The 26,974-nt window shown below is 60.0% G+C and carries 34 protein-coding genes; 32 read left to right on the forward strand and 2 right to left on the reverse strand.

Annotated features, from left to right (window positions below):
* The first annotated feature begins 1 nt into the window (after nucleotide 1).
* The 21 genes from H5P29_RS17640 to H5P29_RS17740 all read left to right on the forward strand — a co-directional run bounded on the left by H5P29_RS17640 (nucleotide 2) and on the right by H5P29_RS17740 (nucleotide 17,284).
* The gene (locus H5P29_RS17640; RefSeq protein WP_185910115.1) at nucleotides 2–613 is read left to right on the forward strand and encodes a helix-turn-helix domain-containing protein; all 612 of its coding nucleotides are present in this window, start codon (nucleotides 2–4) and stop codon (nucleotides 611–613) included.
* The gene (locus H5P29_RS17645; protein ID WP_210252496.1) at nucleotides 610–1,098 is read left to right on the forward strand and encodes a hypothetical protein; all 489 of its coding nucleotides are present in this window, start codon (nucleotides 610–612) and stop codon (nucleotides 1,096–1,098) included. The genes H5P29_RS17640 and H5P29_RS17645 overlap by 4 nt, the downstream gene beginning before the upstream one ends.
* 274 nt (nucleotides 1,099–1,372) lie before the next feature.
* Nucleotides 1,373–1,789 (forward strand): hypothetical protein, encoded by a 417-nt coding sequence (locus tag H5P29_RS17650; protein WP_154384100.1) that lies wholly within the window; start codon nucleotides 1,373–1,375, stop codon nucleotides 1,787–1,789.
* A 122-nt stretch (nucleotides 1,790–1,911) separates the two neighbouring features.
* Nucleotides 1,912–2,427: a hypothetical protein gene (locus H5P29_RS17655; protein WP_154384101.1), complete on the forward strand. Its 516-nt coding sequence runs from the start codon at nucleotides 1,912–1,914 to the stop codon at nucleotides 2,425–2,427.
* Nucleotides 2,428–2,742: 315 nt separating this feature from the next.
* Complete coding sequence (locus H5P29_RS17660) at nucleotides 2,743–2,979, forward strand: hypothetical protein (RefSeq protein WP_154384102.1); 237 nt, start codon at nucleotides 2,743–2,745, stop codon at nucleotides 2,977–2,979.
* 2 nt (nucleotides 2,980–2,981) lie between these two features.
* A complete protein-coding gene (locus tag H5P29_RS17665) occupies nucleotides 2,982–3,158 on the forward strand; it encodes a hypothetical protein (RefSeq protein WP_154384103.1) in 177 nt (58 codons plus the stop codon).
* Nucleotides 3,158–3,394 carry a hypothetical protein gene (locus H5P29_RS17670; protein ID WP_154384104.1) on the forward strand — a complete coding sequence of 79 codons (237 nt, stop codon included), beginning with the start codon at nucleotides 3,158–3,160 and terminating at the stop codon, nucleotides 3,392–3,394. The genes H5P29_RS17665 and H5P29_RS17670 overlap by 1 nt, the downstream gene beginning before the upstream one ends.
* 27 nt (nucleotides 3,395–3,421) lie before the next feature.
* On the forward strand, nucleotides 3,422–3,895 hold the full coding sequence (locus tag H5P29_RS17675; protein ID WP_154384105.1) for a hypothetical protein: 474 nt from the start codon (nucleotides 3,422–3,424) through the stop codon (nucleotides 3,893–3,895).
* A complete protein-coding gene (locus H5P29_RS17680) occupies nucleotides 3,879–5,423 on the forward strand; it encodes a hypothetical protein (protein ID WP_154384106.1) in 1,545 nt (514 codons plus the stop codon). The genes H5P29_RS17675 and H5P29_RS17680 overlap by 17 nt, the downstream gene beginning before the upstream one ends.
* A complete protein-coding gene (locus tag H5P29_RS17685; protein WP_154384107.1) occupies nucleotides 5,423–7,468 on the forward strand; it encodes a portal protein in 2,046 nt (681 codons plus the stop codon). The genes H5P29_RS17680 and H5P29_RS17685 overlap by 1 nt, the downstream gene beginning before the upstream one ends.
* A gap of 56 nt (nucleotides 7,469–7,524) precedes the next feature.
* Nucleotides 7,525–8,388 carry a hypothetical protein gene (locus H5P29_RS17690; protein WP_154384108.1) on the forward strand — a complete coding sequence of 288 codons (864 nt, stop codon included), beginning with the start codon at nucleotides 7,525–7,527 and terminating at the stop codon, nucleotides 8,386–8,388.
* Nucleotides 8,389–8,462: 74 nt separating this feature from the next.
* Nucleotides 8,463–9,704 carry a P22 phage major capsid protein family protein gene (locus tag H5P29_RS17695; protein ID WP_154384109.1) on the forward strand — a complete coding sequence of 414 codons (1,242 nt, stop codon included), beginning with the start codon at nucleotides 8,463–8,465 and terminating at the stop codon, nucleotides 9,702–9,704.
* 57 nt (nucleotides 9,705–9,761) lie between these two features.
* Nucleotides 9,762–10,055, forward strand: a complete 294-nt coding sequence (locus H5P29_RS17700) for a hypothetical protein (protein WP_154384110.1) — start codon at nucleotides 9,762–9,764, stop codon at nucleotides 10,053–10,055.
* Complete coding sequence (locus H5P29_RS17705; RefSeq protein ID WP_154384111.1) at nucleotides 10,052–10,702, forward strand: hypothetical protein; 651 nt, start codon at nucleotides 10,052–10,054, stop codon at nucleotides 10,700–10,702. Before H5P29_RS17700 ends, H5P29_RS17705 begins: the two co-directional genes overlap by 4 nt.
* A complete protein-coding gene (locus tag H5P29_RS17710; protein ID WP_154384112.1) occupies nucleotides 10,689–11,336 on the forward strand; it encodes a hypothetical protein in 648 nt (215 codons plus the stop codon). Before H5P29_RS17705 ends, H5P29_RS17710 begins: the two co-directional genes overlap by 14 nt.
* A 98-nt stretch (nucleotides 11,337–11,434) precedes the next feature.
* Entirely contained in the window at nucleotides 11,435–12,793 is a 1,359-nt protein-coding gene (locus tag H5P29_RS17715; RefSeq protein WP_154384113.1) for a hypothetical protein, read from the forward strand.
* Nucleotides 12,790–13,206 (forward strand): hypothetical protein, encoded by a 417-nt coding sequence (locus H5P29_RS32350; RefSeq protein ID WP_210328469.1) that lies wholly within the window; start codon nucleotides 12,790–12,792, stop codon nucleotides 13,204–13,206. The genes H5P29_RS17715 and H5P29_RS32350 overlap by 4 nt, the downstream gene beginning before the upstream one ends.
* On the forward strand, nucleotides 13,193–14,050 hold the full coding sequence (locus H5P29_RS17725; RefSeq protein WP_154384115.1) for a hypothetical protein: 858 nt from the start codon (nucleotides 13,193–13,195) through the stop codon (nucleotides 14,048–14,050). The genes H5P29_RS32350 and H5P29_RS17725 overlap by 14 nt, the downstream gene beginning before the upstream one ends.
* Nucleotides 14,050–14,367, forward strand: coding sequence for a hypothetical protein (locus tag H5P29_RS17730; RefSeq protein ID WP_154384116.1), 318 nt, complete (start codon nucleotides 14,050–14,052; stop codon nucleotides 14,365–14,367). The genes H5P29_RS17725 and H5P29_RS17730 overlap by 1 nt, the downstream gene beginning before the upstream one ends.
* Nucleotides 14,367–15,545 carry a hypothetical protein gene (locus H5P29_RS17735; RefSeq protein WP_185910116.1) on the forward strand — a complete coding sequence of 393 codons (1,179 nt, stop codon included), beginning with the start codon at nucleotides 14,367–14,369 and terminating at the stop codon, nucleotides 15,543–15,545. The genes H5P29_RS17730 and H5P29_RS17735 overlap by 1 nt, the downstream gene beginning before the upstream one ends.
* The gene (locus H5P29_RS17740; RefSeq protein WP_154384117.1) at nucleotides 15,545–17,284 is read left to right on the forward strand and encodes a hypothetical protein; all 1,740 of its coding nucleotides are present in this window, start codon (nucleotides 15,545–15,547) and stop codon (nucleotides 17,282–17,284) included. Before H5P29_RS17735 ends, H5P29_RS17740 begins: the two co-directional genes overlap by 1 nt.
* Here the strand turns inward: H5P29_RS17740 and H5P29_RS17745 are convergent.
* The gene (locus H5P29_RS17745) at nucleotides 17,255–17,494 is read right to left on the reverse strand and encodes a hypothetical protein (protein WP_154384118.1); all 240 of its coding nucleotides are present in this window, start codon (nucleotides 17,492–17,494) and stop codon (nucleotides 17,255–17,257) included. The genes H5P29_RS17740 and H5P29_RS17745 overlap by 30 nt on opposite strands.
* A 31-nt stretch (nucleotides 17,495–17,525) precedes the next feature.
* On the opposite strand from H5P29_RS17745, the gene H5P29_RS17750 reads away from it, so the two are divergent.
* From H5P29_RS17750 to H5P29_RS17760, 3 genes are read left to right on the forward strand one after another with little or no spacing between them, the layout of a single operon-like run.
* Complete coding sequence (locus tag H5P29_RS17750) at nucleotides 17,526–19,946, forward strand: cell wall hydrolase (RefSeq protein WP_154384119.1); 2,421 nt, start codon at nucleotides 17,526–17,528, stop codon at nucleotides 19,944–19,946.
* A gap of 14 nt (nucleotides 19,947–19,960) precedes the next feature.
* Nucleotides 19,961–20,896, forward strand: coding sequence for a hypothetical protein (locus H5P29_RS17755; RefSeq protein WP_154384120.1), 936 nt, complete (start codon nucleotides 19,961–19,963; stop codon nucleotides 20,894–20,896).
* Complete coding sequence (locus tag H5P29_RS17760) at nucleotides 20,896–21,600, forward strand: hypothetical protein (protein WP_154384121.1); 705 nt, start codon at nucleotides 20,896–20,898, stop codon at nucleotides 21,598–21,600. Before H5P29_RS17755 ends, H5P29_RS17760 begins: the two co-directional genes overlap by 1 nt.
* Here H5P29_RS17760 and H5P29_RS17765 read toward each other — a convergent pair.
* Complete coding sequence (locus H5P29_RS17765; RefSeq protein ID WP_154384122.1) at nucleotides 21,597–21,962, reverse strand: hypothetical protein; 366 nt, start codon at nucleotides 21,960–21,962, stop codon at nucleotides 21,597–21,599. The genes H5P29_RS17760 and H5P29_RS17765 overlap by 4 nt on opposite strands.
* A gap of 376 nt (nucleotides 21,963–22,338) precedes the next feature.
* On the opposite strand from H5P29_RS17765, the gene H5P29_RS17770 reads away from it, so the two are divergent.
* The 8 genes from H5P29_RS17770 to H5P29_RS17805 are packed head-to-tail and all read left to right on the forward strand — an operon-like array spanning nucleotide 22,339 to nucleotide 26,792.
* A complete protein-coding gene (locus H5P29_RS17770; protein ID WP_154384123.1) occupies nucleotides 22,339–23,580 on the forward strand; it encodes a hypothetical protein in 1,242 nt (413 codons plus the stop codon).
* Nucleotides 23,581–23,603: 23 nt separating this feature from the next.
* Nucleotides 23,604–24,266 (forward strand): hypothetical protein, encoded by a 663-nt coding sequence (locus H5P29_RS17775; RefSeq protein ID WP_154384124.1) that lies wholly within the window; start codon nucleotides 23,604–23,606, stop codon nucleotides 24,264–24,266.
* 4 nt (nucleotides 24,267–24,270) lie between these two features.
* Nucleotides 24,271–24,462, forward strand: a complete 192-nt coding sequence (locus H5P29_RS17780; RefSeq protein ID WP_154384125.1) for a hypothetical protein — start codon at nucleotides 24,271–24,273, stop codon at nucleotides 24,460–24,462.
* On the forward strand, nucleotides 24,459–24,698 hold the full coding sequence (locus H5P29_RS17785; RefSeq protein WP_185910117.1) for a hypothetical protein: 240 nt from the start codon (nucleotides 24,459–24,461) through the stop codon (nucleotides 24,696–24,698). The genes H5P29_RS17780 and H5P29_RS17785 overlap by 4 nt, the downstream gene beginning before the upstream one ends.
* Nucleotides 24,683–24,874 (forward strand): hypothetical protein, encoded by a 192-nt coding sequence (locus tag H5P29_RS17790; protein WP_154384126.1) that lies wholly within the window; start codon nucleotides 24,683–24,685, stop codon nucleotides 24,872–24,874. The genes H5P29_RS17785 and H5P29_RS17790 overlap by 16 nt, the downstream gene beginning before the upstream one ends.
* Complete coding sequence (locus H5P29_RS17795) at nucleotides 24,871–25,113, forward strand: hypothetical protein (RefSeq protein ID WP_154384127.1); 243 nt, start codon at nucleotides 24,871–24,873, stop codon at nucleotides 25,111–25,113. The genes H5P29_RS17790 and H5P29_RS17795 overlap by 4 nt, the downstream gene beginning before the upstream one ends.
* Nucleotides 25,114–25,122: 9 nt before the next feature.
* Nucleotides 25,123–25,767, forward strand: coding sequence for a S1C family serine protease (locus H5P29_RS17800; RefSeq protein ID WP_154384128.1), 645 nt, complete (start codon nucleotides 25,123–25,125; stop codon nucleotides 25,765–25,767).
* A 2-nt stretch (nucleotides 25,768–25,769) separates the two neighbouring features.
* Nucleotides 25,770–26,792, forward strand: coding sequence for a metallophosphoesterase (locus H5P29_RS17805; protein ID WP_185910118.1), 1,023 nt, complete (start codon nucleotides 25,770–25,772; stop codon nucleotides 26,790–26,792).
* Nucleotides 26,793–26,974 lie beyond the last annotated feature (182 nt).

Raw genomic sequence — 26,974 nt, forward strand, 5'->3', positions numbered from 1 at the left:
CATGTCGAATGTCATCTACAACCCCGAGTTTGTTCGTCGTGTTCAGGCACGGCGGAAGCGGGAGCGGTTGGAGGCCGCTCGCAAGGCGAGGGAGGAAGAGCGGGTCAGGCGGCTTGCCGAGATCTGCGCCGAGCGCAATGAAAGTATCATGTCAGCGCGGTCTGGGACGCTTGGACGGATCGCGGAAATTATCGAGGCAGTGGCCGCAGAGCATGGCGTGAGTTCATCTGCAATTTTGGCATACACCCGCGCGAAAAAAGTCTTCGATGCTCGTGTAGACGCTGTATTGCGCGTGAAGCAGGAATTACCCCGCGTCTCTCTGCCCTTGATGGGCAGGGCGTTCAACCGCGATCACAGCACCGTCCTGTATATCTTGAGGCGCTATGGCTCTTATGTGGCGCCTGTCAAGGAAATAACGAAGCGCTTCACTATTCGGCTCCCTGACGACCACCGAGATTATCTGCGCGAGATGGCGGAGGAAAGCGGCATGCCCGTCGCAACGCTTGTTCGTAGCCTCATCCAGTCCGTTGTCGAGGATGAGAAGGCGAATGCCAAGGGCCGGTTTCTCCGCGTTGCTGCCTCGTCTCCCAAGCAGGAGGGCCAGCCCCGATGAGCACCATCACCTCAGGCCCAATGTTCGAGCCAGCAAAACACAGCGGCATGGAAAAGATCGTCGGCAATCATGACTCAGGCGCTCATTACAGCGTCTGGCATCTCGATAGCGACAATGGCCGGCAAAGTGCCGAGGTCGGCATGCAGAGCCTACGGCAGATGTTCCCCAGCGGCGAATGCAACGAAATGAATTTCGTGCTGTTCAGCACATCTGGCGTCCACGGCTGCTACACCACGATTGAGGAAATCGAAGAAGGCTTCGCCAAGTACGGCGAAGATTATCAACCAGACGAAGAAGACGGTTGGCCCGAAGGCTGGAACGGCGACACGCTAACCGTGCTGATCGTGCATCCGCGCATCGTCTGCCTCCGGTGCGGCAATGTTCGGGTTCGCAGCGACGATATCCCTTACCTCAAGAAACTGCGTGAAACCTCGCAAGCCGCGATGATGTCGATCGGCATGCCCGACCCTGAGGCAGCGCGATGATGTGGACCCCGTTCCAGATCAGGATCGTCCTACACCACTACAGCAGCACCGCCGCTTGCGAGAGTTCGAGGGCGCCAATCTATGCCGAAACCGTCGCACGCTTGGTGGACCTTGGCGTGCTGGAATGGCGACCTGAGTGCGCCAAGGAATGCGCGGCCCATGAGACGCCGTTCTGCACAACCCCAATGGGCCGGGGCCTCATCGAGATGTGGTGCCAGCAACCTCTCCCTATCGTGACCTATGTCGATCCACGCTTTGCGGAGGGCCAGACACGATGAGCGACATGGTGGAGAGAGTAGCGCGGGCGATCAAGCGCTTTGAAACTCGGCGGGACGCTGAGTTGAGCGTCGATGGACCATGGCGCGAATTCGAGTTGGACAAGGCACGCGAAGCCATAGAGGCAATTTCGCAGACCGCGCCCGATGCTTGGCGCTATCGCTTCGACGGCGGCAAGTGGACCGTCCAAAAGAACAAGCCGTCGTGGCACAGGGAGTTCATGGCCGATGTGGTTCTAGAGCCCCTGTTCTCCATCGACGCCGCTCTCAAAGGAGAGGCTGAATGGACTCAACGCTGCGGTCACCCCAAGGCGCTGATATTTGATCGCATCGACGGCGAAGTGAAGCCCATCATTGATTTCTTCGTGACCAGCCAATGCGACCTTCTCAAGCGCTTTGAGCCGAAAGGGCAGTGATGACCGCCTATTCCAAAGCAGCCAAGCGAGCACAGAAGCGAGGGCGTCCCATCCTCCCGGCTGAACTATCCACCAGGGAACCAAACGGGCGTCCATCACGCCGGAAAGCAAGGGCATCAGAATTGGAACAGCAGATCAAGCACGTCGCAGTGTCCCGCCGCATCCGGCACCTCGGCTTGGTGGACAAGAAGATAGAAGGCAAGATGACGACAGCAGCAGAACAGGCCGCAGACCCACGCCATGGCTATCTCTTGGGGCGTATGCTCATGGATGGCACTATCAACGCCGGCCAGCATGAGGCCGGCATGAAATACGCTGAGGATATGGCCCGATATTTCGGCCTGACAGGCGTGGCATTCCCAAGCGCCCGCGCTCAAGACCTGTTCGCGGTGCGCTCAACAGGGGGCGAGGATAGCCAGAGCAAGGCCGATGCCGCCCGCACAGCGCGTCACAAGATGGTCAAGCTGCGTGAGGTGCTCCTCGGCACTGGCGACATCGACACAGGCCGGCGCATCGATCACACGGTTCGCATGGTGTGCGTCGAGGACATCGACCATCTGCGCACGCTCAACGCGCCGATGAAGGCATGGCTGGTGCGGGGGCTGAATGCCTTGGCCAAGTTCTACGAGGTGAGGTGATGGGCCTATGCAAAGACTGCACGCATTTCAAGGTGTTTACTGGCTGGCCCCACAAGGCGCCGTTTGGCTCTTGCGCCCGCTGGCACGTAACGTACCGTGACGTCGAGCTTGCCCCAAATGAGTGCCAAGTGGAGAGCGATGAGGGATGGGGCATGATCATTGGCCCAGAATTTGGCTGTGTTCTATGGGAAGCGAAAATGCCGCTTGACATCGTTACGGAACCGAAATAGTGTCATGGCGAATAAGGTAGCGCTTTGCGCACCAACAGAGCCCGCCCGAGAAATCGCGGCGGGTTTTTGCGTTTAGAGGCCCCTCATGGTTTCCCAAGAGAAGGCGGACAATATCCGTGCGCTATTCCGTGGCGGTATGTCCAAACAAGCGATCTCCCGCAAGCTAAAGATGCGGTGGGAAACGATAGACAGAATTTGCGCTGGTGTTGCCGACCCACACGAAGGCAAGGCGCAACAACTGTTCACCAGCCTCTACTGGCGCCAAAGGCGCGGCGGTAAAGCGCTGCCCCGAGAATTTGTGCTGAACGACACAGATTGGTAGCAATGCCTGAACCTCGTTCCATCACTGAACTAGCAGAACAAGCAGCTGCTGCATTCCAGGCAGAGCAGGCACGCAAGTTCCTCGACTGCGCGATCAATCTTTGCGCAACCAGCATGAGCATCCCGGCAGTCATTCGATTGCTTGAGGACCATGCTGAGATCCTGAAAGAGTTCGGCTGATGTCCGGCTACCCAATGCAGAGCACAAGCATCGTAGCTTGGTTCAAGGAAGTCCGAGATGCCATCCGCAAACATGACGCGAGCAAGGTGACCGACTTCGCAATCCTGCTCAATCTGCGTGACGGCTACGATTCGATGATGTCGTTCCTCGATACGAACTTCCCAATCAAGGGCAAGTGGTCCGAGGTTCATCACGACGAAATCGCGCGGCGTGTCCGCGGCTGGAAATCAGAATAACCGGCAACAATCCGAAAGGAACTGCCCATGTCCGACCGCGATGAAAGCGGGCGGTTTCTCCCCGAGCATTCAATTCCAGGGCCGGGGCGGGATAGCTTATACGACCCAGAGATGAACGACCAAGTGCGAAAGCTTGCACTCCTTGGTCTGACAGACGAGGAAATGGCCGAATTCTTCGGTGTGAGCCGCCAGACATTCGACAACTGGAAATCGGAATTCCCCGCTTTTTTTGCGTCAGTATGTGAGGGCAAGATTGTTGCCGACGCCAACGTTGCTGACAGCCTTTACAAGCGGGCAACTGGCGAGCACGTCGAGATTGAAAAAGCCTATCGCAACAAGACGACAGGCGAAGTCGACATCATCAAGATCAAAACGTTCATTCCCGGTGATGCTGGGGCCGCACTAAACTGGCTCAAGAACCGTAAGGGCGACAAGTGGCGCGACAAGCAGTCGCTCGACGTGACCGTAAACCACGAAGATATCCTTGATCACCTTAAGTGACGAGAACCTAGCGGTTTTCCAAAGGCTCAAGGACGACTTCCCACACTACGCTGACAGATGCCTGCGCATCAGATCCAAGGCAGCGGCAATCGTCCCGCTCGAACTCAACGAGGCCCAGCGGTATCTGCACTCCAGGCTCGAAGCTCAGAGGGCAAAGACCGGCAAGGTGCGTGCTTTGGTCCTCAAGGGCAGACAGCAGGGCATCTCTACCTATGTGGGTGGGCGCTTCTATCATCGTGTCACACACGGCAGGGGCCTTCGCTGTTTCATTCTCACTCATGAGCAGGATGCGACAAACAACCTGTTCGGCATGGTGGATCGATATCACCAGCATTGCCCGGCACTTGTAAAGCCAAGCACTGGGGCTGCGAACGCCAAGGAGTTGTATTTCGACCGCCTCGAAAGCGGCTACGCGGTTGGGACGGCTGGCGCAAAGGCAGTTGGCCGCTCGCAGACTGTGCAGCTCTTCCACGGCTCAGAGGTGGCATTCTGGCCCAACGCGGCCACACACTTTGCAGGCGTTGTCCAGGCAATCCCTGATCTGCCCGGAACCGAGATCATTCTGGAATCCACCGCCAACGGCATGGGCGGGGAGTTCCACGAGCGCTGGCAGCAGGCAGAGGCCGGGATAGGCGACTACGAAGCCATCTTCATTCCGTGGTTCTGGCAGGCTGAATACCGGCGTGCGGTGCCGGCAGACTTCGAGCTGGATGACGAGGAGCGCCAGTATCAGGCCGCCTACGGCCTCGACCTCGAACAGATGGTTTGGCGCCGGAACAAGATTGCCGAGTTGAAAGACCCGCTGCTGTTCAAGCAGGAGTACCCCGCAACGGCAGCCGAGGCTTTCCAGATGTCGGGGCACGATAGTTATATCCCGGCTGAACTGATCCTGAGGGCACGTAAACATAGCTGCGAGGGCATTGGCCCGCTGGTTATCGGCTACGACCCGGCGTGGAAGGGGTCGGACCGCCATTCGATGGCCTTTCGCAAGGGGCGTCAGGTTCACAAGATCGAAAGCCGCTCCAAGCTCGACACGATGCAGGGCGCTGGCTGGGCAAAGCAGGTAATCGACACTGAGAAGCCAGCCCGCATGTTCATCGATGTGGGCGGGGTTGGTGCTGGTGTTTACGACCGCCTCCTAGAGATGGGCTACGGCGACATTGTCACTGCCATCAACTTCGGTTCCGCGCCGCTTGAGCCGCAACCGCTCGACGAGAACAAGAAGCCCAAGGGCGGCTACCTCAACCGCCGCGCTGAAATGTGGGGCAAGTCCAAGGAATGGCTTGAAGAGCCGGGCGGTGTCGATGTGCCCGATACTGACGCTCTCCAGGCCGATGCCTGCGCTCCTGGCTACAAATACGACAGCCTGACCCGGCTGGTCCTCGAAAGCAAAGAAGACATTCGCAAGCGCGGTCTGCGGTCCCCGGATGAGTGGGATGCAGTCGCGCTGACGTTTGCCGAACCCGTCGTTGAGCGGAAACCAAGGCCCAAGCCCGTTCACCACGGCGCGGGCGGATGGATGGGCTGATGAGCGATAGCGAAACAGACGACCTGCTGCGAGAGGCCCGAGAGGCTTTCCAGCGGGCGTCCGATGTCGAGAACGACAATCGCCAGACAGCGTTGGAAGACATTCGCTTTGCGCGTGCTGGCGAGCAGTGGCCGGCGGACATCGTCAAGCAGCGCCAGATCGACGGTCGTCCTTGCCTGACCATCAACAAACTGCCGGCGTTCATTCGCCAGGTGGTCAACGATGCCCGGCAGAACAAGCCATCGATCAAGGTTCACCCCGCCGATAGTGGGGCAGACCCAGAGACGGCAGAGGTCATCAACGGCCTCATCCGCAACATCGAATACACGTCGAACGCCGACATTGCCTATGACACGGCTACGGAATGCGCGGTAACGGGTGGCTTCGGCTACATCCGAGTGGGTATTGACCATGCCTTCGATGACTCGTTTGACATGGATATCCAGATCAAGCGGGTCAGCAACCCGTTCTCGGTCTATGGCGACCCGAATTCAACCGCGGCTGATAGCTCGGATTGGGACACGGCATTCGTTGTCGACCGGCTGAGCAAGTCGCAGTTCGAAGCTCAGTACAAGGGTAAGGCCAAGGTTGATTGGGATAGCACAGCCTGGACTGGTCTCAAGGGCACCGATTGGCTGAATGATGATGGTGTTCTCGTTGCCGAGTGGTGGCAGCGTGAGGAGAAAGACCGTGTTATCGTCCTAACCGAAGACGGCATGGTGTTCGGCAAAGACGAGCTTGAGAGCGACCCCGACCTTCAGGCGCTGCTACAAGCTGGCGTGCTAAAGATCCATCGGGAACGCACCACCAAGACGCATAAGGTCACGCAACGCATCATCTCCGGGGCGGATGTCCTTGAAACCAATAATTGGGTGGGTCGCTATATCCCGATCATCCCGGTCTATGGCGATGAGTTCGATATTGAGGGGAAGCGCTACTTCCGCTCGATGATCCACAACGCAATCGACAGCCAGCGGGCGTTCAACTACTGGCGCACGGCTGCGACTGAGTTGGTCGCGCTGGCTCCCAAGGTGCCGTACATCGGGCCAAAGGGCGCATTCGACACGGATATCGATCGCTGGAACACGGCGAACACCAAGAGTCACCCATTCCTTGAGTATGACGGCCAGCAGCCTCCCCAGCGCCAACCGCTCGACACTGGTGCTGCCGCCGGCTCGCTCCAAGAGGCCCTAAACGCCTCGGACGACATGAAGGCGATCATCGGCATTTACGATGCATCGCTCGGCGCCCGTTCGAATGAGACGTCGGGCAGGGCAATCATGGCCCGTCAGCGGGAAGGGGACGTTTCGACGTTCCACTTCATCGACAACATGAGCCGCGCCATTCGCCACACCGGGCGCATTCTGATCGACCTGATCCCCAAGGTCTACACGGGACCGCGCATTGTTCGCATCATCGGTGAGGACGGCTCGCAGGCACCCAAGCAGATCAACAAGGAAGCGCCAGCCACCGACAAAAAGGGCAACCCGCTCGCTGATGAGCAGGGCAACCCAATCATGGCCATGCATGATCTGACTGCCGGCAAATACGACCTGACTGTCTCTACGGGCCCGAGCTTCACGACGCGCCGCGAGGAAGCTGCGGCCCAGATGACCGAGATGATCAGGGCATTCCCGCAGGCCGCACCGATTGTCGGCCCTGAGCTTGCCAAGAATCTCGATTGGCCTGGCGCTGATGAGATTGCCGAGAAGATGGAGGCGATGACCTCCGGGCAGATCCCGCCTGAGCTTCAGAAGGCTATCGAAGACGGCAAACAGCAGATTGCCAAGCTGACCGAGGAAAACCAGAGCCTGAAGACGGACCAGTCCGCAGAAATGGCGAAGGTCGAAGCCCAGAAGCAACTCGACATGGTCAAGATCCAAGGCCAGCGCGAAATCGAGATGATGAAGATTGCCAGCGACAGAGAAATCGCCCGCGAGAAGATCGCCGCCGATTACGAAATCGCTCAGATGAAAACGCGTCTGTCCGCACAGAACGCCGCTGAGGCCAACAAGGCCAAGCAGGAATCCAGGCCGCAAGCCTGATCGTCCGCGCCACGTAACGGCGCACCAACAGCACCAACCGATGAGGAGTGCGCCATATGGACGGCGAACAGGAATCTATTGCCGAAGTAGAACTGGAAACCCCAGCAATCGAACCGGAAATAGAGGCTGAAGAGCCCGTAAACCTCGATGAGGGCGAAGAGCCTGAAGTCGAGGCTGCCCCTGAGGAAGACGACAGCGAGGAATTTGACTGGAACGGTCAGAAAATTCGCGGTCCCAAGGGGCTCAAGGACGGTGTGCTTATGCATGCCGACTACACCCGCAAGACGCAGGAAACTTCCGCGTTCAAGAAGGAACTGGAGGAGCGCGCATCGCGTCTCGACCAGCAATTCCAGGCGAGCGAGGAATATCTTGACGCCCGCGCCGACCTTCGCGCTGTCACGAAGGAACTGGAGCGGTTCAAGGACTTTGGTTGGAATGAATATCAGGCCCTTCGCCAGCAGGACATTCTCTCTGCCGACGAAGCCTGGAACTACGTTCAGCACCTCCAGAGCCAGAAGAACCAACTGACGGCCACCCTTTCACAGCACGACAACCAGCGGAGTTCTGAGGCGCAGCAAGAGATTGCCAAGCGCATGAACGAAACGCAGCAGTTCGCGCAGACCAACATCAAGGGTTGGACCCCCGAAACCGACAAGCAGGTGATCGACTTCGCGCTGTCCAAGGGCGCCACGCCCAAGGACATCACGAACCTCATGAGCCCTCTGGTTTACGAGATGATCTACCTCGCTCGGATCGGGGCACAAGCCCTTAACAAACCAGCCTCCAAACCAGCTCCCACCCAGCAGCCGGCACCCCTGAGGGTCGTTGCGGCCAAGGCAAACCCGCCTTCCCGCAAGTCACTCTCCGAGATGTCGATGGAGGAGTACGCCGCTGCCCGCCAGGCAGGGCGCGGAGGCTAAGCCTCACCCCCCGATTGAACGTCGGATGACGTCCAGTCCCAGCGCGGCCACGAGCCGCCCGATGGAGCACTATCATGGCACAGACCGTGCTTACTGCGGACATCATCGCCAAGGAAGCGGTGATGATCCTCGACAACGAACTCGTCATGGCCAAGAAGGTCTTTCGCGGCTACGAAAATGAGTTCGACAAGAAGGTGAACGGCTTCAAGGTGGGTGAAACCATCTCGATCCGCAAGCCGACCGACTTCACCGTCCGTGACGGCGCTGTCATGCAGACGCAGGAAGTCGTCGAAGGCAAGACCACGATCACCGTGGACAAGCGCAAGGGCGTCGACTTCAAGTTCACGTCCCAGGATCTGACCCTGAAGATCGGCGAGCTCTCCGAGCGCGTCATCAAGCCGGCGATGATCCAGCTTGCCAACCAGATCGATACCGACCTGATGGCACTGTACAAGGACATCCCGTCTTGGGTCGGCACGCCCACCCCGCCCATCAACTCCTACGCCGATTTCGCAAAAGGCCCGGAGCGCATGGACGAGTATGCCAACCCGACCGATGGCCGCTGTGCGGTTCTGTCGCCGGCTGACCATTGGGGCCTGCTTGGCTCGCAGACTGCTCTCTACATGCAGGATGTGGCCAGGGGCGCCTATCGCAAGGGTTCGCTGGGTGAGATCGGCGGCGTTGACACCTACATGTCGCAGAACGTTCCGACCCATACTGTCGGCTCGGCTGCTACTGCTTCGGCTGTGACTGATACCGCTGCCGGCGATGGTGTTCTGTCCACGACCTACGAGGCCACCAAGGACACGGGTTACATGTACCTGTCCACGGATGGCTGGGATGCCTCGACGCTGAAGAAGGGCGACGTGCTGGAGATTGCCGACGTGTACGCGGTCAATCCGGTTACCAAGGCAACCCTGGCGTTCAAGAAGCAGTTCGTTGTCCTTGAGGACACCGTGACGGCTGCGGGTGATACGGCGATCAAGATCGCGCCTCCGATCATCCCGACCGGCGCCTTCCAGAACGTCAGCGCGGCCCCGACCGATGGCAAGGCCATCACCAAGGTCGGCACAGGTGGCACTGGCTATCGTCAGAACCTGATGTTCCACAAGAACGCCTTCGCGCTGGTCACTGTCCCGCTTGTGTCGCCTCCCGGCGCCATCGACGTGGCACGCCAGAGCTACAAGGGCACCAACGTTCGCGTGATCCCCGTCTATGACGGCATCAACGACGAAAGCGCATGGCGCCTGGACGTTCTCTACGGTGTCAAGACCATCGACAACCGTCTGGCACACCGCATCAGCGGCTCAACCTGAGATTAGGGGCTTCGGCCCCTCTTCCGTTCCCCCGTTCAACCCAGAAGGAATACCTCCATGGCTGTTAAGCAGCTTTCGGATGGCGGCTCGGCAGGCGCCTGCCTTGGCCAGTCCATCACTGATCTTGTGTCGTTCTACGGCAAGACCCCCATTGCGCAGAAGGCAGCGGCTGCTCAGGCGGCAGTAACCGATGCATCTGGCGGCGTGGCCGCTCCGACGAACGGCATTCTCACCATCACCGGCACCTACAATTCGACCATCATTGCCAACGCGATTGCGACCATCGCAGCGCAGACGAACGCAATGCAGGCTGTCCTTGTCAGTGTCGGCCTCATGAAGGGCAGCGCTTGAAGCTGCTTGTCGCTGTTCCGGCCTATGATGGTCGGATCACCATCGAGACGGCGCGGTCACTCTGCAATGAGCAGGTCATGGCCGCGTTGTCCGGTGTGGACATGTCTATCCAGTTCATCCCTGGCGGCTCGCTCGTTACGACCGTCAGGGACCGGATAGCGTGCGATTTTCTGGCCAGCGATGCCGATAGGCTAGTTTTCATCGACTCTGATGTGAGTTGGGAGCTCGGTGATCTGCTGAAACTCGCGCGGCATCCGGTTGATTTTGTCGGCGGCTGCTACCGCTACAAGCAAGAGCCGGAAGGCTATCCTGTCCAGTTCCTTGATAAGCCTGAATTATGGGCTGATCCGGCAACTGGACTGCTTGAGGTGGTCGCACTCCCTGCCGGCTTCCTAGCTGTTTCCAGATCCGTGTTCGAGCGCCTGAAAGAGGCCTTCCCGAACCGCGCCTACAAGCACTTCGACAAGGAAATGCATGGCTTCTTCCATGCGCCTCCGGGTGGTGGTGAGGACGGGGCGTTCTGCACCGAATGGCGGGCGGTCGGCGGGGCTGTCTGGCTCGATCCTGAGCTTACCCTGACCCACACGGGCGGCAATCCCGACTTCACCGGCAACATCGGAAAGTGGCTGAGAAATGGCGCTCACTAACTATTCCGACCTTCAGACCCAAGTTGCCAACTGGATGGCCCGTAGTGACCTCACGGGCGAGGCCGTCGATTTCATCACGTTGGGCGAGGCGCATCTCAACCGGGAAATCCCTGCTGTTGAGATGGACGCCACGCTTGCGGGTGTAGTCGACTCGCGCCGTATTGATATCGCAGCGCAGAGCATGGAGCGGCCCATTGCGCTGTTTCTCATTGACCCAAGCTCGGGCGATGAAGTCATGCTCACCCAGAAGACGGACGGCACATTCCCATACGCGGCTACGTCCAGTTGCCCCAGCCTGTGGGCGATCGATGGCACAAACATCGACTTCGATTGCCCCCTGGATCAGGCTTATTCGTTCCGCTTCCGGTTTCGCCAGAAATTCAGCCTGTCTGATAGCGCGCCAACCAACTGGCTGCTGACAAACCATCCTGACGTGTATCTTGCAGCCGTGCTCATGTGGGGTGGGGTTTTCACACGCAACTCCCCGTTTGCTTCGAACTTTAGCGCCATTCTTGAGCGCGTCATCCCCTCCATCAAGAGCGCTATCGCACAGTCCAAGCGCGGCGTCCTGACAGTTGATCCGGCGTTGTCAGCAATTGGCAGGCGCCCGGTCTATGACGGGCAGTTCCAGTGATTGCTTTCCCGCCGTGGGAGCCAGACAAAGGCCCATTCTCCGCAGTCTCGACCGACACGGCAACCAACGTTCTCCCAACAGCGGTTGGCTGGGGGCCAATGTCGCAACTGTCCGACCTGTCAGATGCGCTTGGTGCGCAGTGCTATGGCGGATGGTGGTATCGCAACACAACGGGGTCATTCGGCTTCATCGCGGCCACTCAAACGGCAATCTACCGGCTTCAGTCGGATGGTTCGTGGACGGATATTTCCAAGGTAGGCGGCTATACCGGGCCGGATGCCGGCGATCTGTGGCAGGCTGAGCGGTTTGGCGCTGATTTCTACGTAACCAACCTCAACGACGCGCTCCAGGTCATGGATCTGGATACCGGGACGATCATGGCGGATGCGCCGGGCTCACCGCCTCGTGCCAAGTTCATCGAGACAGTCGGGGATTTCCTGTTTCTGGCCTATCTCAAGGTTGGGGCCGATGTGTTCCCGCAGGACTGGCAACACTGCAAGATCAACGACCCGACTAATTGGACGGTGACGGGCCTTGCAGGGGATTCGGACAGGCAGCAAATCCCGGATGGGGATGAAATTGTCTCGATCATGTCGAATACGGGCGGTGCGCGCATTATCCAGCGCCGTTGCAAGCGCCGGCTGATCTTCACACCGGGCAATACCTATTCGTTCCAGATGCAGGACATTGACGGCGCCCGCGGTGCTGTGGCTCCGCTGTGTGTCGTGCCCTTCGGCGGAGAGGCTTACCTGTACGTCAACGAAACCGGCATTTACGTAGGCGACGAGCACCGCTCTATCGGTGCAGAGCGTGTGGATAAGTGGTTCTTCCAGCAAATCGACCTCGACAAGCTTGGCGAAGTCCAGGGTATTGCCGATCCGGCCCAGAAAATCGTCTGGATTTTGTTCACTGACCAGAGTGGCCAGAAGAAGATGTTCGGCTGGCAATGGGTGTTGGACCGCTTTGTCCCGCCGTCTGATGCCGCTCCGATCCTGCTTGTCTCGGCTGTGTCGATTGGTGCTGTTTTGGACGATCTGGACAGCTACGGCACGCTTGATGCCATCGATATTCCGCTGGACAGTCGTCAGTTCAAGGGTGGGCGCATTACCTTCGGGGCGTTCACCGCAGCTAACAAGCTGGCGTTGTTTGCTGGTGCCCCTGCTGCGGCCACGGTGGAGACATCATCGACGGAATTGACGCCTGACACCGGGTCTTTCGTCTCGGGTGCAAGGCTCAAGAGCGATGCCAGCGATTACACCATGCAGGTGGGCGCGGCACAGGTTGCCGATGGCTCGCTTACGTGGTCCTCGGCCAATACACGCAATAGCAGGACCGGGCTTGTTCCGTTCCGTTCGGACGCAAAGTTCCATCGCTTCCGGGTGAACATCGCGGCTGGTTCCGAATGGGATCATCTCCACGGCGTCAGTCCTGAGTTTCAGGAATCGGGGGCAGGGTGAGAACCGTCCTTGTTCCCACTCACATGATCGACGGCATTTGGCCAAACGTGGTTGCGGGCTTTCAGAAGGCCTCACGGCGGTCGGGCGGTGATCTGACGGTCGGTGATCTGTGGGTTGGATGCCGGTCGGGTCACTGCTTTCTGTTCATCGTCCATGAGGGCGACGACGTGAAGGCCGCGACAGTCTGGAAGCCGGAAACCTGGCAGTCGGGGACCAAATTCCGCTGCATGGCTCTCTACGGCCAAGGCATGGCCGACTGGATGCCCGAACTGCATGAGATGGTGAAGAAGGTTGCCCGCGATTGCGGGGCCTCGTCGCTTGTTGCCGAGGGCCGCGAGGGCTGGCGCAAGATATTCCCGCACACCCGCAAGATACGCACGCTTTACGAGGAGCCTATCGATGGGCGGCAGTAACAAGACTACCCAGACCACATCGAATGAGCCGTATTCGGCTGCCAAACCCCTGCTCAATCAGGGTATGGGCGATGCGCTGAAGCTGTACAAAGATGGCGGGCTGGTGAAGCCGAACACCATGAATACGGTTGTCCCGTATGCCCAGCAGACCACGCAGGCCATGGGCGGGTTGCAGTCGCTCGGGCAGGCCAATACGGGCGGGCAGGGGCTTTCTGGACAGCTTCAGGGCATCATCGATAGCGGCGGCTACAACGACAACCAGATGACCGCGCTTGGCGGCATCAAGGATGCTGCTACTGGCGCGTTCGATATCAATTCCAACCCAGCTTATTCGCAGGTGCGTCAGCGTGCCATGGATGCCGCATCCAATGCAGCGGCCCTTAATGCCTCGGGTGCGGGGCGCTATGGCTCTGGCACCCACACGAACGCGGCCGCAACTGCCGTTGGCAACGTAGCAGCTGACATGGACATGGGCGAATACCGCAATTGGCAGGGCCGCAAGGACGCCGCCAACACGCAGCTATTCAATGCGGGCCAGCAAGGCCAGTCCAACATGGGCAACGCCTATCAGGGCATGCAGGACGCCTATAGCCCGCTGCTTCAGGTCGGCGCGATGAACGAAGACCTGTATGGCCGCACCCTCAACGACCAGCTCCGCATTGCGCAGGAGCGACAGAATGCTCCCCTCGCCAATATCCAGGCATTGCAGGGCGTTGCCTCGGGCGCTGGCAATCTCGGCTCGTCGACAGCAACGGCGCAGGGGCCGTCGAACACGCTTTCGAACATCGCGGGCGGCGCCCTCGCGGGCGGCAGCCTGCTCAAGTCGGGCGGAGGGAAACTCTGATGGGCGGCAAGTCCAAGAAGGCCACCAACGAAACGCCGGCCACCACGACCCCGACCCAGCCCATGCAGACGCTCCAGCCGTCAATGCCCGGCCAGTTGGAGGCAATCGCACAGCAGCTTGGCGCTGGCTTCGGCCAGCCCGCACCCGACATGATGTCTTATCTCCAGCAGTTCTATAAGCCGATGCAGGTACCGGATTATTCGGCCCAGCCAGCGACAACGCCGAACCCGGCGCCAACACCTGCCGCATCGACACCCATGAACACGGCGCAGCAGGTCCGCGATTTCCTTAACCGTCAGCGCGGGGGAGGTTCCTGATGAGTATTCTCGACGCTCTCTTTGGCCAGCAGAACAACGGCCAGCAGGCGCAGTTGCCTGCCACCGCTACCCCGGGCGCGATCCAGCGCGGCCCCGATGGCAGGGCCTATCAGTACGCGGAGACGCGCGGCATGGCGGGCGCGACGGGTGATTTTGGCTGGATACCCACGAACATGGAGCCGAAACAGGGTCTTTTCGGCCAGTTGCTCGACCCGGCTGTGGCGCTGCCCATGGCGGGTGCATTGCTCGGCAATCAGGGCAACTCGGCCAACTTCGGCAATGCGCTATCGGCTGCCGGCCCGGCTATAGCTCAGCAGAAGCTCACGGCACAGAGCAACAAGACCGGCAATTTCCTCCGCAAGCAGGATCCGCGCTACGCCGAGATGCTGGACAACGGTTTCCAGCCCAAGGAAGTGTATGAACTGTACCTTCAGGATCGGAAAGCGCAGAACCCGGCGGACCCATACAAGGTCGTTGACGGTCAGATATTTGACACCCGCGACAAGTCGTTCCTTTCGCCCCCGGCGGGCAGCGGGGCACCAGAAACCGGCCTCAACCCGGTAATGCTCCGCAATAAGGATGGTGTGACGATTTACGCCCAACCAACAAAGGATGGAAGGCTGCTTGCCTCGCAGGTGCCGGAAGGCTTTGAACCTTATGACCCATATTCAAAGGCGCTGGCCACCGGAAGCGGGGCGGCGGCGGGCAAAGCACAAGGCGAAGCGCTGGCGACCTATCAGAGCATGTCCAGCAAGATGCCTGGGCTTGAGCAGGTGATTACCAAACTCGACGGCCTCTCTGAGAAGGCGACCTACACGGTGGCTGGGCAGGGCCTCGACGCTGGTATGAGGCAGCTTGGCATGGACCCGCGCGAAGCTGCCGTTGCTCGATCTGAATACATCGCCACGGTTGACAATCAGGTGCTTCCGCTTCTGCGCGACACGTTCGGCGCTGCCTTCACAGTGAAGGAAGGTGAAACCCTCCGCGCGACCTTGGGTGATCCCAACAAGACTCCACAGGAAAAGCAGGTTGTTCTCAGGGCGTTCATTGAGCAGAAGCGCCGTGATGTTGAGGCGCTTGCGGCTCAGGCCTCAGTTACTCCTGGCTACAACCCACAAGGCGGCCTGCCACAGGGCGGTGGTGTAGTCGATTACACCGAATACTTCAGGGGGCAGTAATGCCGCAGGTCCGCATGCCAGACGGCGCAGTCGTCAGCTTTCCAGACGACATGCCGAAAGAGCAGATCCGCAGTCTAATTGCGACCAAATTCCCCGACGCCGCACCAAGGGGCCACAACGTGCCCGAGTACGTTCCACCGGGCGTCGAAGGCTACAACCCCGAAACGGGTATGGTTGAGCCGCAGTATGGTAGGGCCGGTTCGGCTGCCATGGGCGCTGCTGACACCGCAACCTTTGGCTTTGGTGACGAACTGGCATCATTTGTCGGTAGCGGTCTGACAGGCGTTCCTCGTCAGCAAGTTCTGGCGGAAATGCGAGGGAATGCCGAAGCAGCACAGGCTCAAAACCCCGGCTCTTACCTCACAGGTCAGGTTGCTGGCGGTGTGGCTCAAGGGCTCGCGACGGGGGGCGCTGGCTTTGGTGCCAACGCAGCCAAGACTGGTGCTGGCTTGGGCCGCGTTGCACTTGGTAGCGCGGCAGACGGCCTGATCTATGGCGGCTTGCAGGGTGCGGGCGGCGGCACCGATTTGGAAAGCAGGGCAAAGGGGGCCAGTTGGGGCGCCGTCACAGGCGGCGTGACTGGCCTGGCGGCCCCATACATCGTCGCTGGCGTGTCGAAGGCCACACAGAAGGCGGTTTCACCTTTCTCTACCTCCGCAGACCGCACCGCAGCCGCCAAGTTTCTTGGTAGCGAAGGCGTACCGCTCACTGCTGGCCAAAAGACGGGCAGCAAGGCGCTGCGTTACGCCGAGAGCGAGATCGGCGGCGATGCAGCAGCCAACATCATGGAAGAGCAGGGGCGAGCCTTTACGGATGCGGCAATGCGTAAGGCGGGCGGCAGTGGGCTCGCCGACCCCGACACTCTTGCCGCGCTCAAGGGCAGACTTGGTAAGGGGTTTGAAGACCTGTCGGCGCGCAATACCCTTCGCATTGACCAGGGAATTGTGGACGACATGAATAGGGCCGCGCAGGAATACGCTCGCGTACTGCCTGCCGACAAGAAGGCGATATTCCAAAACCTTGGCGACGATATCATCGGGCGCTTCAAGGCTGGCAAGAACACGATGTCAGGCAAGGACTACCAGACGATCCGGTCCCGCCTGACCCGCATGGCCAAGAACTATCGCAACAGCGACGGCGAGTTTGCCGACGCTATCCGAGGCCTTCGCGATGCGCTCGACAACGGTATGGAGCGGTCAATCGCGCCCGCCGACAAGGGTGCGTGGTCGGGGCTGCGTCAGCGCTACGGCAACTACAAGGTGCTGGAGAAAGCCGCGAATGGGGGCGGCGAGGATGCCGCGCTTGGTATCATTTCCCCGGCTCGCCTTCGCATGGCTGCATCGTCTGGCAACCAGTCTGGCTTTGCCACCGGCAAGAGTGATTTCACCAAGCTTGCGAAAGCAGGGCAGGCGGTCATGACGCCTCTGCCAAACTCGGGCACGGCGAGCCGCTTGGCTGTCCGTAATCTCGGGGCCATGGCACCGTCAATCGTTGGCGCGGGGGCTGGCGGCGCATATGGGGCACAGGATGGCGGCGGGCTTCAAGGCGCGCTTACGGGTGCCCTGGCAGGCTTCGTTGCCCCGCGCGTCATCGGTAAAATGATGATGTCCAAGCAGGGGCAGCGCTATCTTGCAAACCAGCTACTGAAAAGCGGCGCAATGACGCCTCAGAAGCGGGCGCTAATCAATGCGGTGCTGACCTATGGCGGCTCAGCGGCCACCAGCCGCCTTGCGCCATGACTCGGGCACCTTGTTGCCGGTGATCTCCGTTCCCCAAATGACGAGGACGCCCATCGTAAGCCCACCAATGGCTACGGACGGCCAGTCAAACTCGTAAAAGTAGAGATACCAAGCCCAGAGTAGGGCGATGGCGGGCCACATGAACCACCAAATAGCGTTGGTGGGGCGTTTTTCGTGCGGATTGTGCTCGATTAGGGGCGGTTCGCTCATTCCAACAATCATTACCATACGGTGAGGCGCTTTGGCAAAAGTCAAATCCGTCGTCGATACGATATTGGGCGAAGCCACCTATGGCACCCCCCAACAGCGTTACGCCGACATGGTCAATATTGCCTCGGTGATCGCAAACCGGGCGGCTCAGACGCGCACCACGCCGCAGCAGGTCGTTTCCGTGCGTTCGGAGTTCAATGCATACGGCAAGCCGCTTCCGTCTGGGGTGGAAAAATACCGCAGCCTGGCGCAGCAGGCGCTCGATGACGTGCTGGCGAACGGCCCGAAGCATAACGCCACCTTCTACGCCACGCCCAAGGCCGCCAAGAACCTGCCCAAGGGACTGAAGCAGGTCGCGTCTACCTCGGGGCATGTGTATTTCACCGACCCGCAAAACCGCGCAATCCGCACGGCGGTCGGGTTCGTCAAGCCGGTAGCGAACGCTGTCCAGCAGGTGGCGAAGCAGACCGTCAACGCGCTTGGTGATGCTGCCAATGCTGTCACGGCTCCTGTCAGGCAAGCAGCGGTCGGTGCCGGAAATATCGCTTCGGCCCTCCGCACGGCAGCATTCCCGTCGATGTCTCCCCCGCCGCGTCCATCCGTCGATGTGCCGGGCATGCTCGCCTATGACCTTGCCGGTGCCAAGCGAAACCAGATCCCGACCAGCGGCATCGGCCAGAAAGTCTCCGCAGCGGCCAACAGCGTCATTCCAGGCACTACGACGACGCTCTATTCGGGCATGGAGCCGAGGGGCTTAGGCGCGATTGGAGCCAAGAACAGGCACCCGCTAGGCTTCGCCGGTGATTTCCACTTCACCGCCCCGAACGGGCAGAAGATTACCGATCCTGTGGCGCTTCAGGACATCGCCATGTCGATGGCGGCGCAGCATAACGCCAACATCGGCTACGGGCAGACCGGCTATATGGGGCCGGGCCGCATGCACATCGACACGATGCCGCTGGATCAGTTTCCCGGCGGTGCGCAGTGGGGCAATACGGCCAAATCGTGGGCCAACAACCTCGACTTCGCACGGGCGACCGGAATAGGCCCCACACCCTACACGAACGCTCCGACGCCTTCTCCGCGCCCGTCTCCGCCTGAAATGATGATGGCTGCACCTGTGGGCAGGGTGGAGCGCGCCCCACTCCAAGCAGCCGCACTACGCATGCCAGACGCGGCCCGGTTCGCATATGACGTGCCCAACCCAGAGCGCTTTGGACCGCGCGCGCCCTCGACCACGGCCAAGACCTCTCGGTTGCCGGCAAGCACAGTGGCGCGTGGCTCGTCCCTGCCCGGTGTCGGCCCGACCGCATACACTTACGAGGGCGTTCCCGAGGCGGCGAGGCGCAACCCAATCGCCAATCTGGCCTCAAAAGCCTATGGCCTTGTTTCCTCGGACGCGCAGGCTGCGCCACGCCCCAACAACCCGTCACTGTCGCCGGCTGCATTGGGGCGGGGGAGTGTCACCGCGCCGTCCTTTTCTTCCGCTCGGATGGTGGCCCCGCAAACATCTGTGCCGACGCAGCGGTTTGAGCGGCCAGCAACCCCGACACAGCAGGCAGCGGCTTATAACCAATACGCGCAAAGCCGCATGGCTCCTGTCGAACCTCCGGCACCCAACGCCAACATGTCCCTGGCTGACCAGTATGCCAGCTATGGCGCGGGCAGGGTGCCCAATCCGACGCCGGCCCTCAATGCGATGATGTCACCGGTCGCCACGGTTGCGCAGAGCTTCGCCCCTGTGGCTCCGCAGCCTCAATTCGTGCCAGCAATGCCGATCACTCCGACCCCGCCACCCGCGCCTATGCCCGTCCAGCAGGTGAGGGCAGCGCCGCGTCAGCAATTCCCGTCTGCGCCACCGGCCCAGCCCCAATACACCGCCGCCGATGTCTACGCAGGCCGGGCCAATTCTGGCGTTGCAACGGGCGGCAACATGGTCAGCCGTGATCAGTACGGCAACACGTCAGTCACGAACAAATACGGTGTCACGACCACGACGAACGCCAATGGGCAACAGATGGCCTCGTCTGGTCCCGGCATCGGCGGCCCGCTTGGCTCGGGTGGAATTGGCTCAGTCTTCGATGCCCAGCCCGATCTGAACGGACGCAGCAAGTTCGGCAACACTGCCCGTCAGGTAGGCGCAAGCATGGCTGGCTCGGCTGTTGGCGGGCTTCTTGGGCCCATTGGCTCGCTGCTCGGTGCGGCACTTGCTGGTGAGCTCGCAAAGCCCGGTGCCGGTCGTGTCGGCGATCTCCTCAACGGCGTCCGCACCATGAACATCAACGGCCAACCGATGCAGTTTGCCCGTCCTCAGTCTGGCGGGGCGTTCCCGAACGCACCAAGCGGCGGCTTCCGCGATCCGACCTTCTCCAACCGTTCTGACCGCTCAATGCGGGACATTTCCCCCAATGCCGCCCGCGACATCAGGTCGGGCACGGCTGGCCTCTTCTAAGGCGAGGAATTCACATGGCTAAAACTGCCGTATCGCAATGGGACACTGTTGCGGCAAACAACACCGACATCAATTCAATACCGATTGATGGTGCTGTTACGACCCCGTCTCAGGTCGACAACATCGTCCGCGAGATGATGGCCCAGATCAAGACATTCTCGACGTCGGTCACGCTCACGGTCGGTGTAACGGTCGATAACACCGTACCAAGGTTTGATGGCGTTGCCGGCGCGCTGCAAACATCAGGCGTGACCATTGCCGATACCAATGCCATGACCATCACGAGTACGTCGGCGGGGACGCTGCTCACCATTACCAGCACGGAAGCGGGCTCAGCCTCTGGTCCGGATATTGTTCTTTTCCGCGACTCTGCCTCTCCCGCAGTCCTGAGCATGATCAATTGGCGCGCCCGCGATTCCGGTGGCAACGACACGCGGTATGCGACAATCGATGCTGTGCTGAACAGCCCGACAGACACCGCTGAAAGTGCTACTCTGCGCTTTGTCACAATCCGGTCGGGCACTCTGGCCTTCCGCGCACATATGGCCGCTGGCTTCTACATGGAGGGGGCTACAGGTGGCGACCCTGGCGCCGGTAAGATCAACGCCACCGATCTGCTCATCAACAACAAATCCGTAGCCACCGACACCATCTCCGGCTTCATCGGCGCCCCAGCCAACAAGACCTATACCCTGGTCCTCAAGTGCCCGTATGGCGGCACCATCAACGAGACCGTGACCAAATCCGCATCGGGCACCTGCACGGCGACGTTCAAGATCAACGGCACGCCCCTTGGCGGCACGGCCAACAGCGTCTCATCCTCGGAGCAGACCCAAGCCCAGGCATCGGCCAACACGTTTGTTGCCGGCGATGACATCGAGGTCACGATCTCTTCGAACTCGTCGTGCCTTGACATGGCCTTCACCATCAAAGTGACGAAGTCGTTCTGATGCTGCTGTTCATTGATGATCGCGCGCCGGTCCAACTGGTTGCCTCGGCAGTCGACACAGTTGACCGCTCTGGCTCCTACACCTTCGCCGGGTTGAATTTTGGGGACGACTTCAGCAACCGGACGCTGGTGGCCCTCGTCCATCTGGCGGCGGGCGGCAACGTTACGCTTGACCAAACACCTGCGACAATAGGTGGTACAACAACATCTGGGGGCGATGCGGGCGACCTCGGGCAGGGTGGCACCCCTGTTGGCGCAGCGGGTGGAGGCGTATGGGCAGCGAAGCCGTCCGGCACATCCGGTAGTGTTGTCGTCAATTTCAGTGGCGGCTCTGCGAGTGCTTGCGCGGTTTATCTTTTCGCAGTCACTGACATCGCGTCAGCTACACCTCACGCTTTCTCAGTGGGGGCTGGTGGGTCTGGTGGTATCACGAGCGACCCGACTTATCCCGCCAGTATGAATGGAACGTTGAACGTTCCAAGCGGTGGCAGTGCGGTTATTTTCGGTTCTGCCACCCGCGCAAATAACACCGCCGCCATTACCCTCGTGGGTATGACGCAGGCTTATGACCTGACATTGGACGGGTCGCACAGGATCGCGGGCGGTTATTCCTTCCGTCTGCCACAAGAAACGAACCGCACGGTTGGTTTATCCACCAGTACTGGAAACGTCATCTTCGGCATGCGAGCGGCGTCATTCGCCTAATCGGGGTGTTCAAACGGCCAGCCGTTGCAATGACCGATTTCATGACGGAGCACGGCCTCGGGTGTGGCCTTTTTCCAAGTTCGGTCGACTACAACAACGTTACATCGCTTGCCGCCCTTCTTAAGAACGGAACAGCCGCGCATTCCAGGGTAGGTGCCCTTTTCCGAGCCGTTTGCGTCCTTAAGCATCTTGGCGCAGAGGCGGTAGACGTCCTTGGGCGGTAGGTATCGAACCTTCAGATTTCCCGTGTAAGGATGGTCGTAGCGCGCAGGCGGGTTCCACTCGGCGTCATTTTTCCCAGCCATGGCGATGTCAGCCAGCCCCAAAAGCAACAAGCAAAAAATCAGAAGCCGTACTACCATGATGGCGTGTCGTTATCCCCGTTTCGCTCACTTGGCGGCGGTGTGGGCTTCACCACCGGCTTTCTCACCGCTGGTTTCGGCGCAACGGCCTTCTTCACCACCGGTGCAGGCTTAGCCACAGCAGCCGGCGCTTGATACGCGACGGGCTCGACCTTCGGCAGCATCCCGCAGCCACTCAATCCAATGATAGGTATGCACGTCAAGGCCAACATGCGCATGGGGGCTCCCCCTATTCGTCGCGCCTAATGCATGCCGGAAATGTAGCACTTCGAGCGGCCTCTTACAAATAAGCCGCCCGATCTACTTGCAGGTATCCCTAATGCAGCAACCCGTTATACCCCGCGTCAGGGCGCCTAGCGATCTGACGCAGACCAGCATGGCCATTGTCATCGGCAATCAGGTCTATGGCGTTCCGGCTATTGAGCTTGGCGATGCGTTCGGGTTCCAGCCGCTCGACGATGATCTGACAGAAATATCAGCACTGGCAACAACCACCTACGGGCGGGCATTCCTCACGCAGGCTGATGCCTCAGCCGCACAGACGCACCTTGGCATTTCGACGTTTGTCAAAACGATCCTTGACGACGCCGACGCGGCAGCGGTTCGAACCACTATCGGCCTCGGCACCGCAGCAACCCAGAACACCGGTACATCCGGCAGCACTGTGCCACTACTTAACACGTCGCCCACATTCAGCGGCGGCACGTTGGCTATCCAAGCTACAGGAACGTTTGGCGATGTCCAAATTAGGAGGGCTGATGCACATGGCGATAACGCTGTTGTCGGTCGTGTGGTCTTCCGAGGGACGGATGATGCGGCAAACAATCAAGCCTTTGGAGAAATGACAGTTGTTTGCCTTCAAGATGCGAACGGAGCGGAATCCGCTGATTACAGGTTTGCCACCTTCCAGGCGGGCACACTCGCGAACCGTATGCAGGTTGGCGGCGGCATTTATCACTCGTCCGCCACAGGCGGCGACAAGGGCAACAACACCATCAACTTCGGCGCGGTCTACGACGACAACACGCTTCTGACCTGCATGGCGATGGCCGAGGAGTTCCGCACCAAGGGCGTGATCGATCTCGACAAGTGGGACGCATTGGTTCCCAACATCGAAATCCCCGAGCGCATCGAAACCGTCCCGGTCATGGCCGATGTCGAGGTCGAGCGCGTCGTGGACGAGCGCTCCGAAGATGGGTCCCTCGTCCGCAAGACGATCATCGTGACGGAACAGGCAACGCAGATCGAGCTGGAGCCCGTCTGGGACGAGGGTGGTAACGGCGTCGATGCCGTCGAGCATTTGGTGACGGAAGAAATCATCATCCCCGCCGAAACCATCCAGCGCATTCACGGCACGGCCCGCGTCTTCAAGGCCATGTGTGACGCAGGCTTCGACCCCCGCGACCCTGAGCAGTATTTCGCCAAGATGCGAAACGACGAGGCGCTTCCGGGCATGCCGACGCAGGCAGATTGGGAGCAGAACGGCCTGTGCATGGGCGAAATGTTCTCCCGCAAGTGGCTGGCCATGGAAATGCTGGCGATTGTTTCGAATGCCATGTGGCTGAAGCTCAACGAGCACGATGCGCGGCTTGCGGCTCTGGAAGCCTCCAAGCGCTAACTCCACACATCTGAGGAAATCCCATGAACCTGACGCTTGGCGACACGCGGCTGATCATAGCTGCGTGCAAGAAAGAGGGCTTGCTGCGCAACCAAGCGGCCTATGTACTCGCCACTGCTTACCACGAGACAGCCCACACCATGAAGCCGGTGCGGGAGTATGGCGGCGAGACGTATCTGAAGAAGAAGCCCTACTACCCCTACGTGGGTATGGGCTACGTGCAGCTAACCTGGTTGGCCAACTACCAGAAAGCGTCGAAGAAGCTCGGGGTAGATTTCGTCAAGAACCCGCGCCTGCTGCTCAAGGCTGAGTATGCCGCGCAGATCCTCGTCATTGGCTCGCGTGACGGCTGGTTCACCGGCAAGAAGCTGGCCGACTACATCACGATCAGCCGTTCGGACTTCACGGGCGCCCGCAAGATCATCAACGGCACCGACCGTGCGAAACTCATCGCTGACATCGCCATTCGCTACGACGCGCTTCTGAAGCAGGACGGTTATGGCGAAGACGGGGCGACCAAATTCAAGACGACTATGCCTGGCTCTGCGCCTTCGTCAGTCAAAGTGACGATACCTGCTACGGGCGGCGATAAGGGCAACGCCACCATCCCGTCAGAGCCCGCCAAGGGCGCCAGCTTCTGGGCTCAGCTCATCACCGCAATCCTCCGCTACTTCTCGAAAGGCTGACCATATGACCAGCGTCATCATTCGCATCGCCCTGCGCTATGGCGCTGGCTATCTCGTCCTCAAGGGCCTTCTGTCACCCGAAGACGCATCCACACTCGCCACAGATCAAGACGTGCAGATGATCGTCGGTGTGGCCGTGGGTGCTGTCACTGAGGGCTGGTATTTCCTCGCCCGCAAGTTCGGGTGGTCGAAGTGACAGCGCTGCTGCTCTCTTTCCTGAGCAACCCGACGATGCTGGCAATCATGGGCGGCTTGCTGGCCGTCCTCGTGGCCTTCTTCAAGGGCAACAGCCGTGGTGCTCGCCTGGAGCGCGCCAAGCAGGCCGAAGCCGAACACAAGGCCCGCACCATCGCCGATCAAGTCGACAACGACATCGGGGCTCTCCCAACCAGCGAAGCACGGGAAAGGCTCAAGTCATGGTCAAAGCCCTGACACTTGCCGCGCTTGTTGCTCTCGCCGGCTGCCAGACCGCCAAAGGCACATTCTGCGACATCGCCAAGCCGATCCGGCTCGCTCCTGAGCAGATCGACCAACTGACGGATACGCAGGTTGCCGAACTCCTCGGGCACAATACTAGAGGCCAACGCCTGTGTGGGTGGCGCCCATGACTGACGATCAGGACGCCGCAGAGAAGTTCGCGGACCTACCAGAAGGCACTCGCAGATTCATTGCCAATCTCGACGCGGACGACATCGCCACGCTCGGGCAGGCAATCGAGATGGTCAAGACAACCATGACATTCGGCAGGGTGGCCCGTTGGCTCATCCTTGGCGTGATCGGCCTATTCCTTGGCGTCGTGATGCTTTGGGAAGCCGTCTTGAAGTTCCTCGGTTTTTTCAAGGCATAGGAGCCTGACATGTTTGGTGAAAGCAGACGCTTCTGGGTGGCTTTCTCCACCCTTGTCATCGCATGCGCGCTGGCCGCTGTCATGGCGGTTCATCACAGTATAGGCCGCCCCGATCTTCCCGGCCCGAACGTCAAGATCGTGCTGAAATCCGGTCATGGCTCTGGCATCAACATCGGCAACGGCTACATTGTCACCGCCGCCCATGTGGTTGAGGATAATACCTCGCTCGACATCAAGTTTGAGGACGGCACGACATCCAAGGCCGAAACGCTCTGGGTGAACAAGGGTGCAGATGTCGCCCTGCTTCGGTTCAAGGATGATGGGCATACCCGCTCAGCAATGCTTTCCTGCCGCACCCCCGAAGTCGGGGAGGCAGTCACAGCCTTTGGCAACCCGGTAGCCTTCGAGAACTTGGTCTTTCGTGGCTTCGTCAATGGGAAAGCCACCACTGTTGGCCAGAACAAGGGCCTGATTCCGACCGATCTCACTATCATTCCTGGCATGTCTGGCGGTGCCCTGTACGACGCTGCGGGCTATGTGATCGGCATCAACGTCATGACGGCGATTGTGCCGCTTGGCTTCATGCCGTCATGGACCCGCATTGGCTTCGCGGTGCCTGGCACCACGATCTGCGGCCTGATGGGGCGTGTCTGAGCATGACGCCTCCCGTCTCAGACGAGGAAATGCAGCGGACGCTTGCCGCGTATTTCGCCCATAGTGGCAACATCACATATATGGCCGCTGATCTCGATCTATCCCGAGGGGCGACCTATGACCGCGTTAAGCGCCTTCGCCGGGAGGGGCATATCCGCGAGGCTCAGCAGGCGGCCCAGACCGAGTACACGCCTGACATCGATATGATCGAGGTTGCCAAGCCTCGCGTTCGTGTCCGCGCCTACAACGTGTCCGTCACCAGAGACCTGCCTGTCCGACGCGTCCTTGCCATCGGTGACACGCATTGGAAGCCGGGGCAGGGCGTTGAGCATATGCGCCTGATCGGCCGCTATGTGGCCGAGAACCGCCCCGACAACGTGGTCCACATCGGCGATGCGCTTGATATGGAAAGCTGCGAGTTCCACAGCGCAGCTGGATCTGCCTCCCAGATGAACCGCCCCTCGTTTCAGGACGAGATTTCAGCCGGCGAGGATGCGCTTGAAGCCTACCATTCCGAGATCGGCTTGGGCGAAGTCCCGCACGATGTGATCTACGGGAACCATGAATACCGCGTCGAGCGGCTGGAGGAGCTGGCGCCCAATCTCGCTGGCACTCTTACCCTTCAGCGTGATCAGCTCTTTGCCCGATATCGATGGAAGACCACGCCATATCGCCATTGGCTGTTCTTCGAGGGCGTCGGGTTCACGCACGTCCCTCATTCCATCATGCAGAAGCCTATTGGCGGGCGATATCCCGAAAACACCATCGGCAACCAGTCGACCCACTCCGTTGTCTTTGGCCATACCCACCGCTGGAACCATGTGACCGTTCCGAAGATCGGCATCAATAACGCGATCACCGTGACCAACGTTGGCTGTGCAATGCCTCATGGCTACCTGCCGAAGTACACGGACGGGGCGACGACTGGCTACACTTACGGCATTGCCGATCTGCGCTTGAGGGGTGGTCGCGTCGAGGGCGCCAACTTCATCTCAATGCTCGATCTCGAAAGCCGGTACGCATGAACTGGATTCTGTCGATGCTCATCCGCTGGAACCTGCATCGCTACGATCAGCGGAGGCGGCGATGAAGCCGCGCTGTCTATTCATACCCTACGTTATTGCTACGAGTAGGGTAGAAAGCGTCGTTACGCGTACACCAACCTCAGACCCGGACACGTATTTCGAAACCGAGATGACGCCCGAGG

It is taken from the genome of Aminobacter sp. MDW-2 (assembly GCF_014250155.1).
In the GTDB taxonomy this organism is placed as follows: domain Bacteria; phylum Pseudomonadota; class Alphaproteobacteria; order Rhizobiales; family Rhizobiaceae; genus Aminobacter; species Aminobacter ciceronei.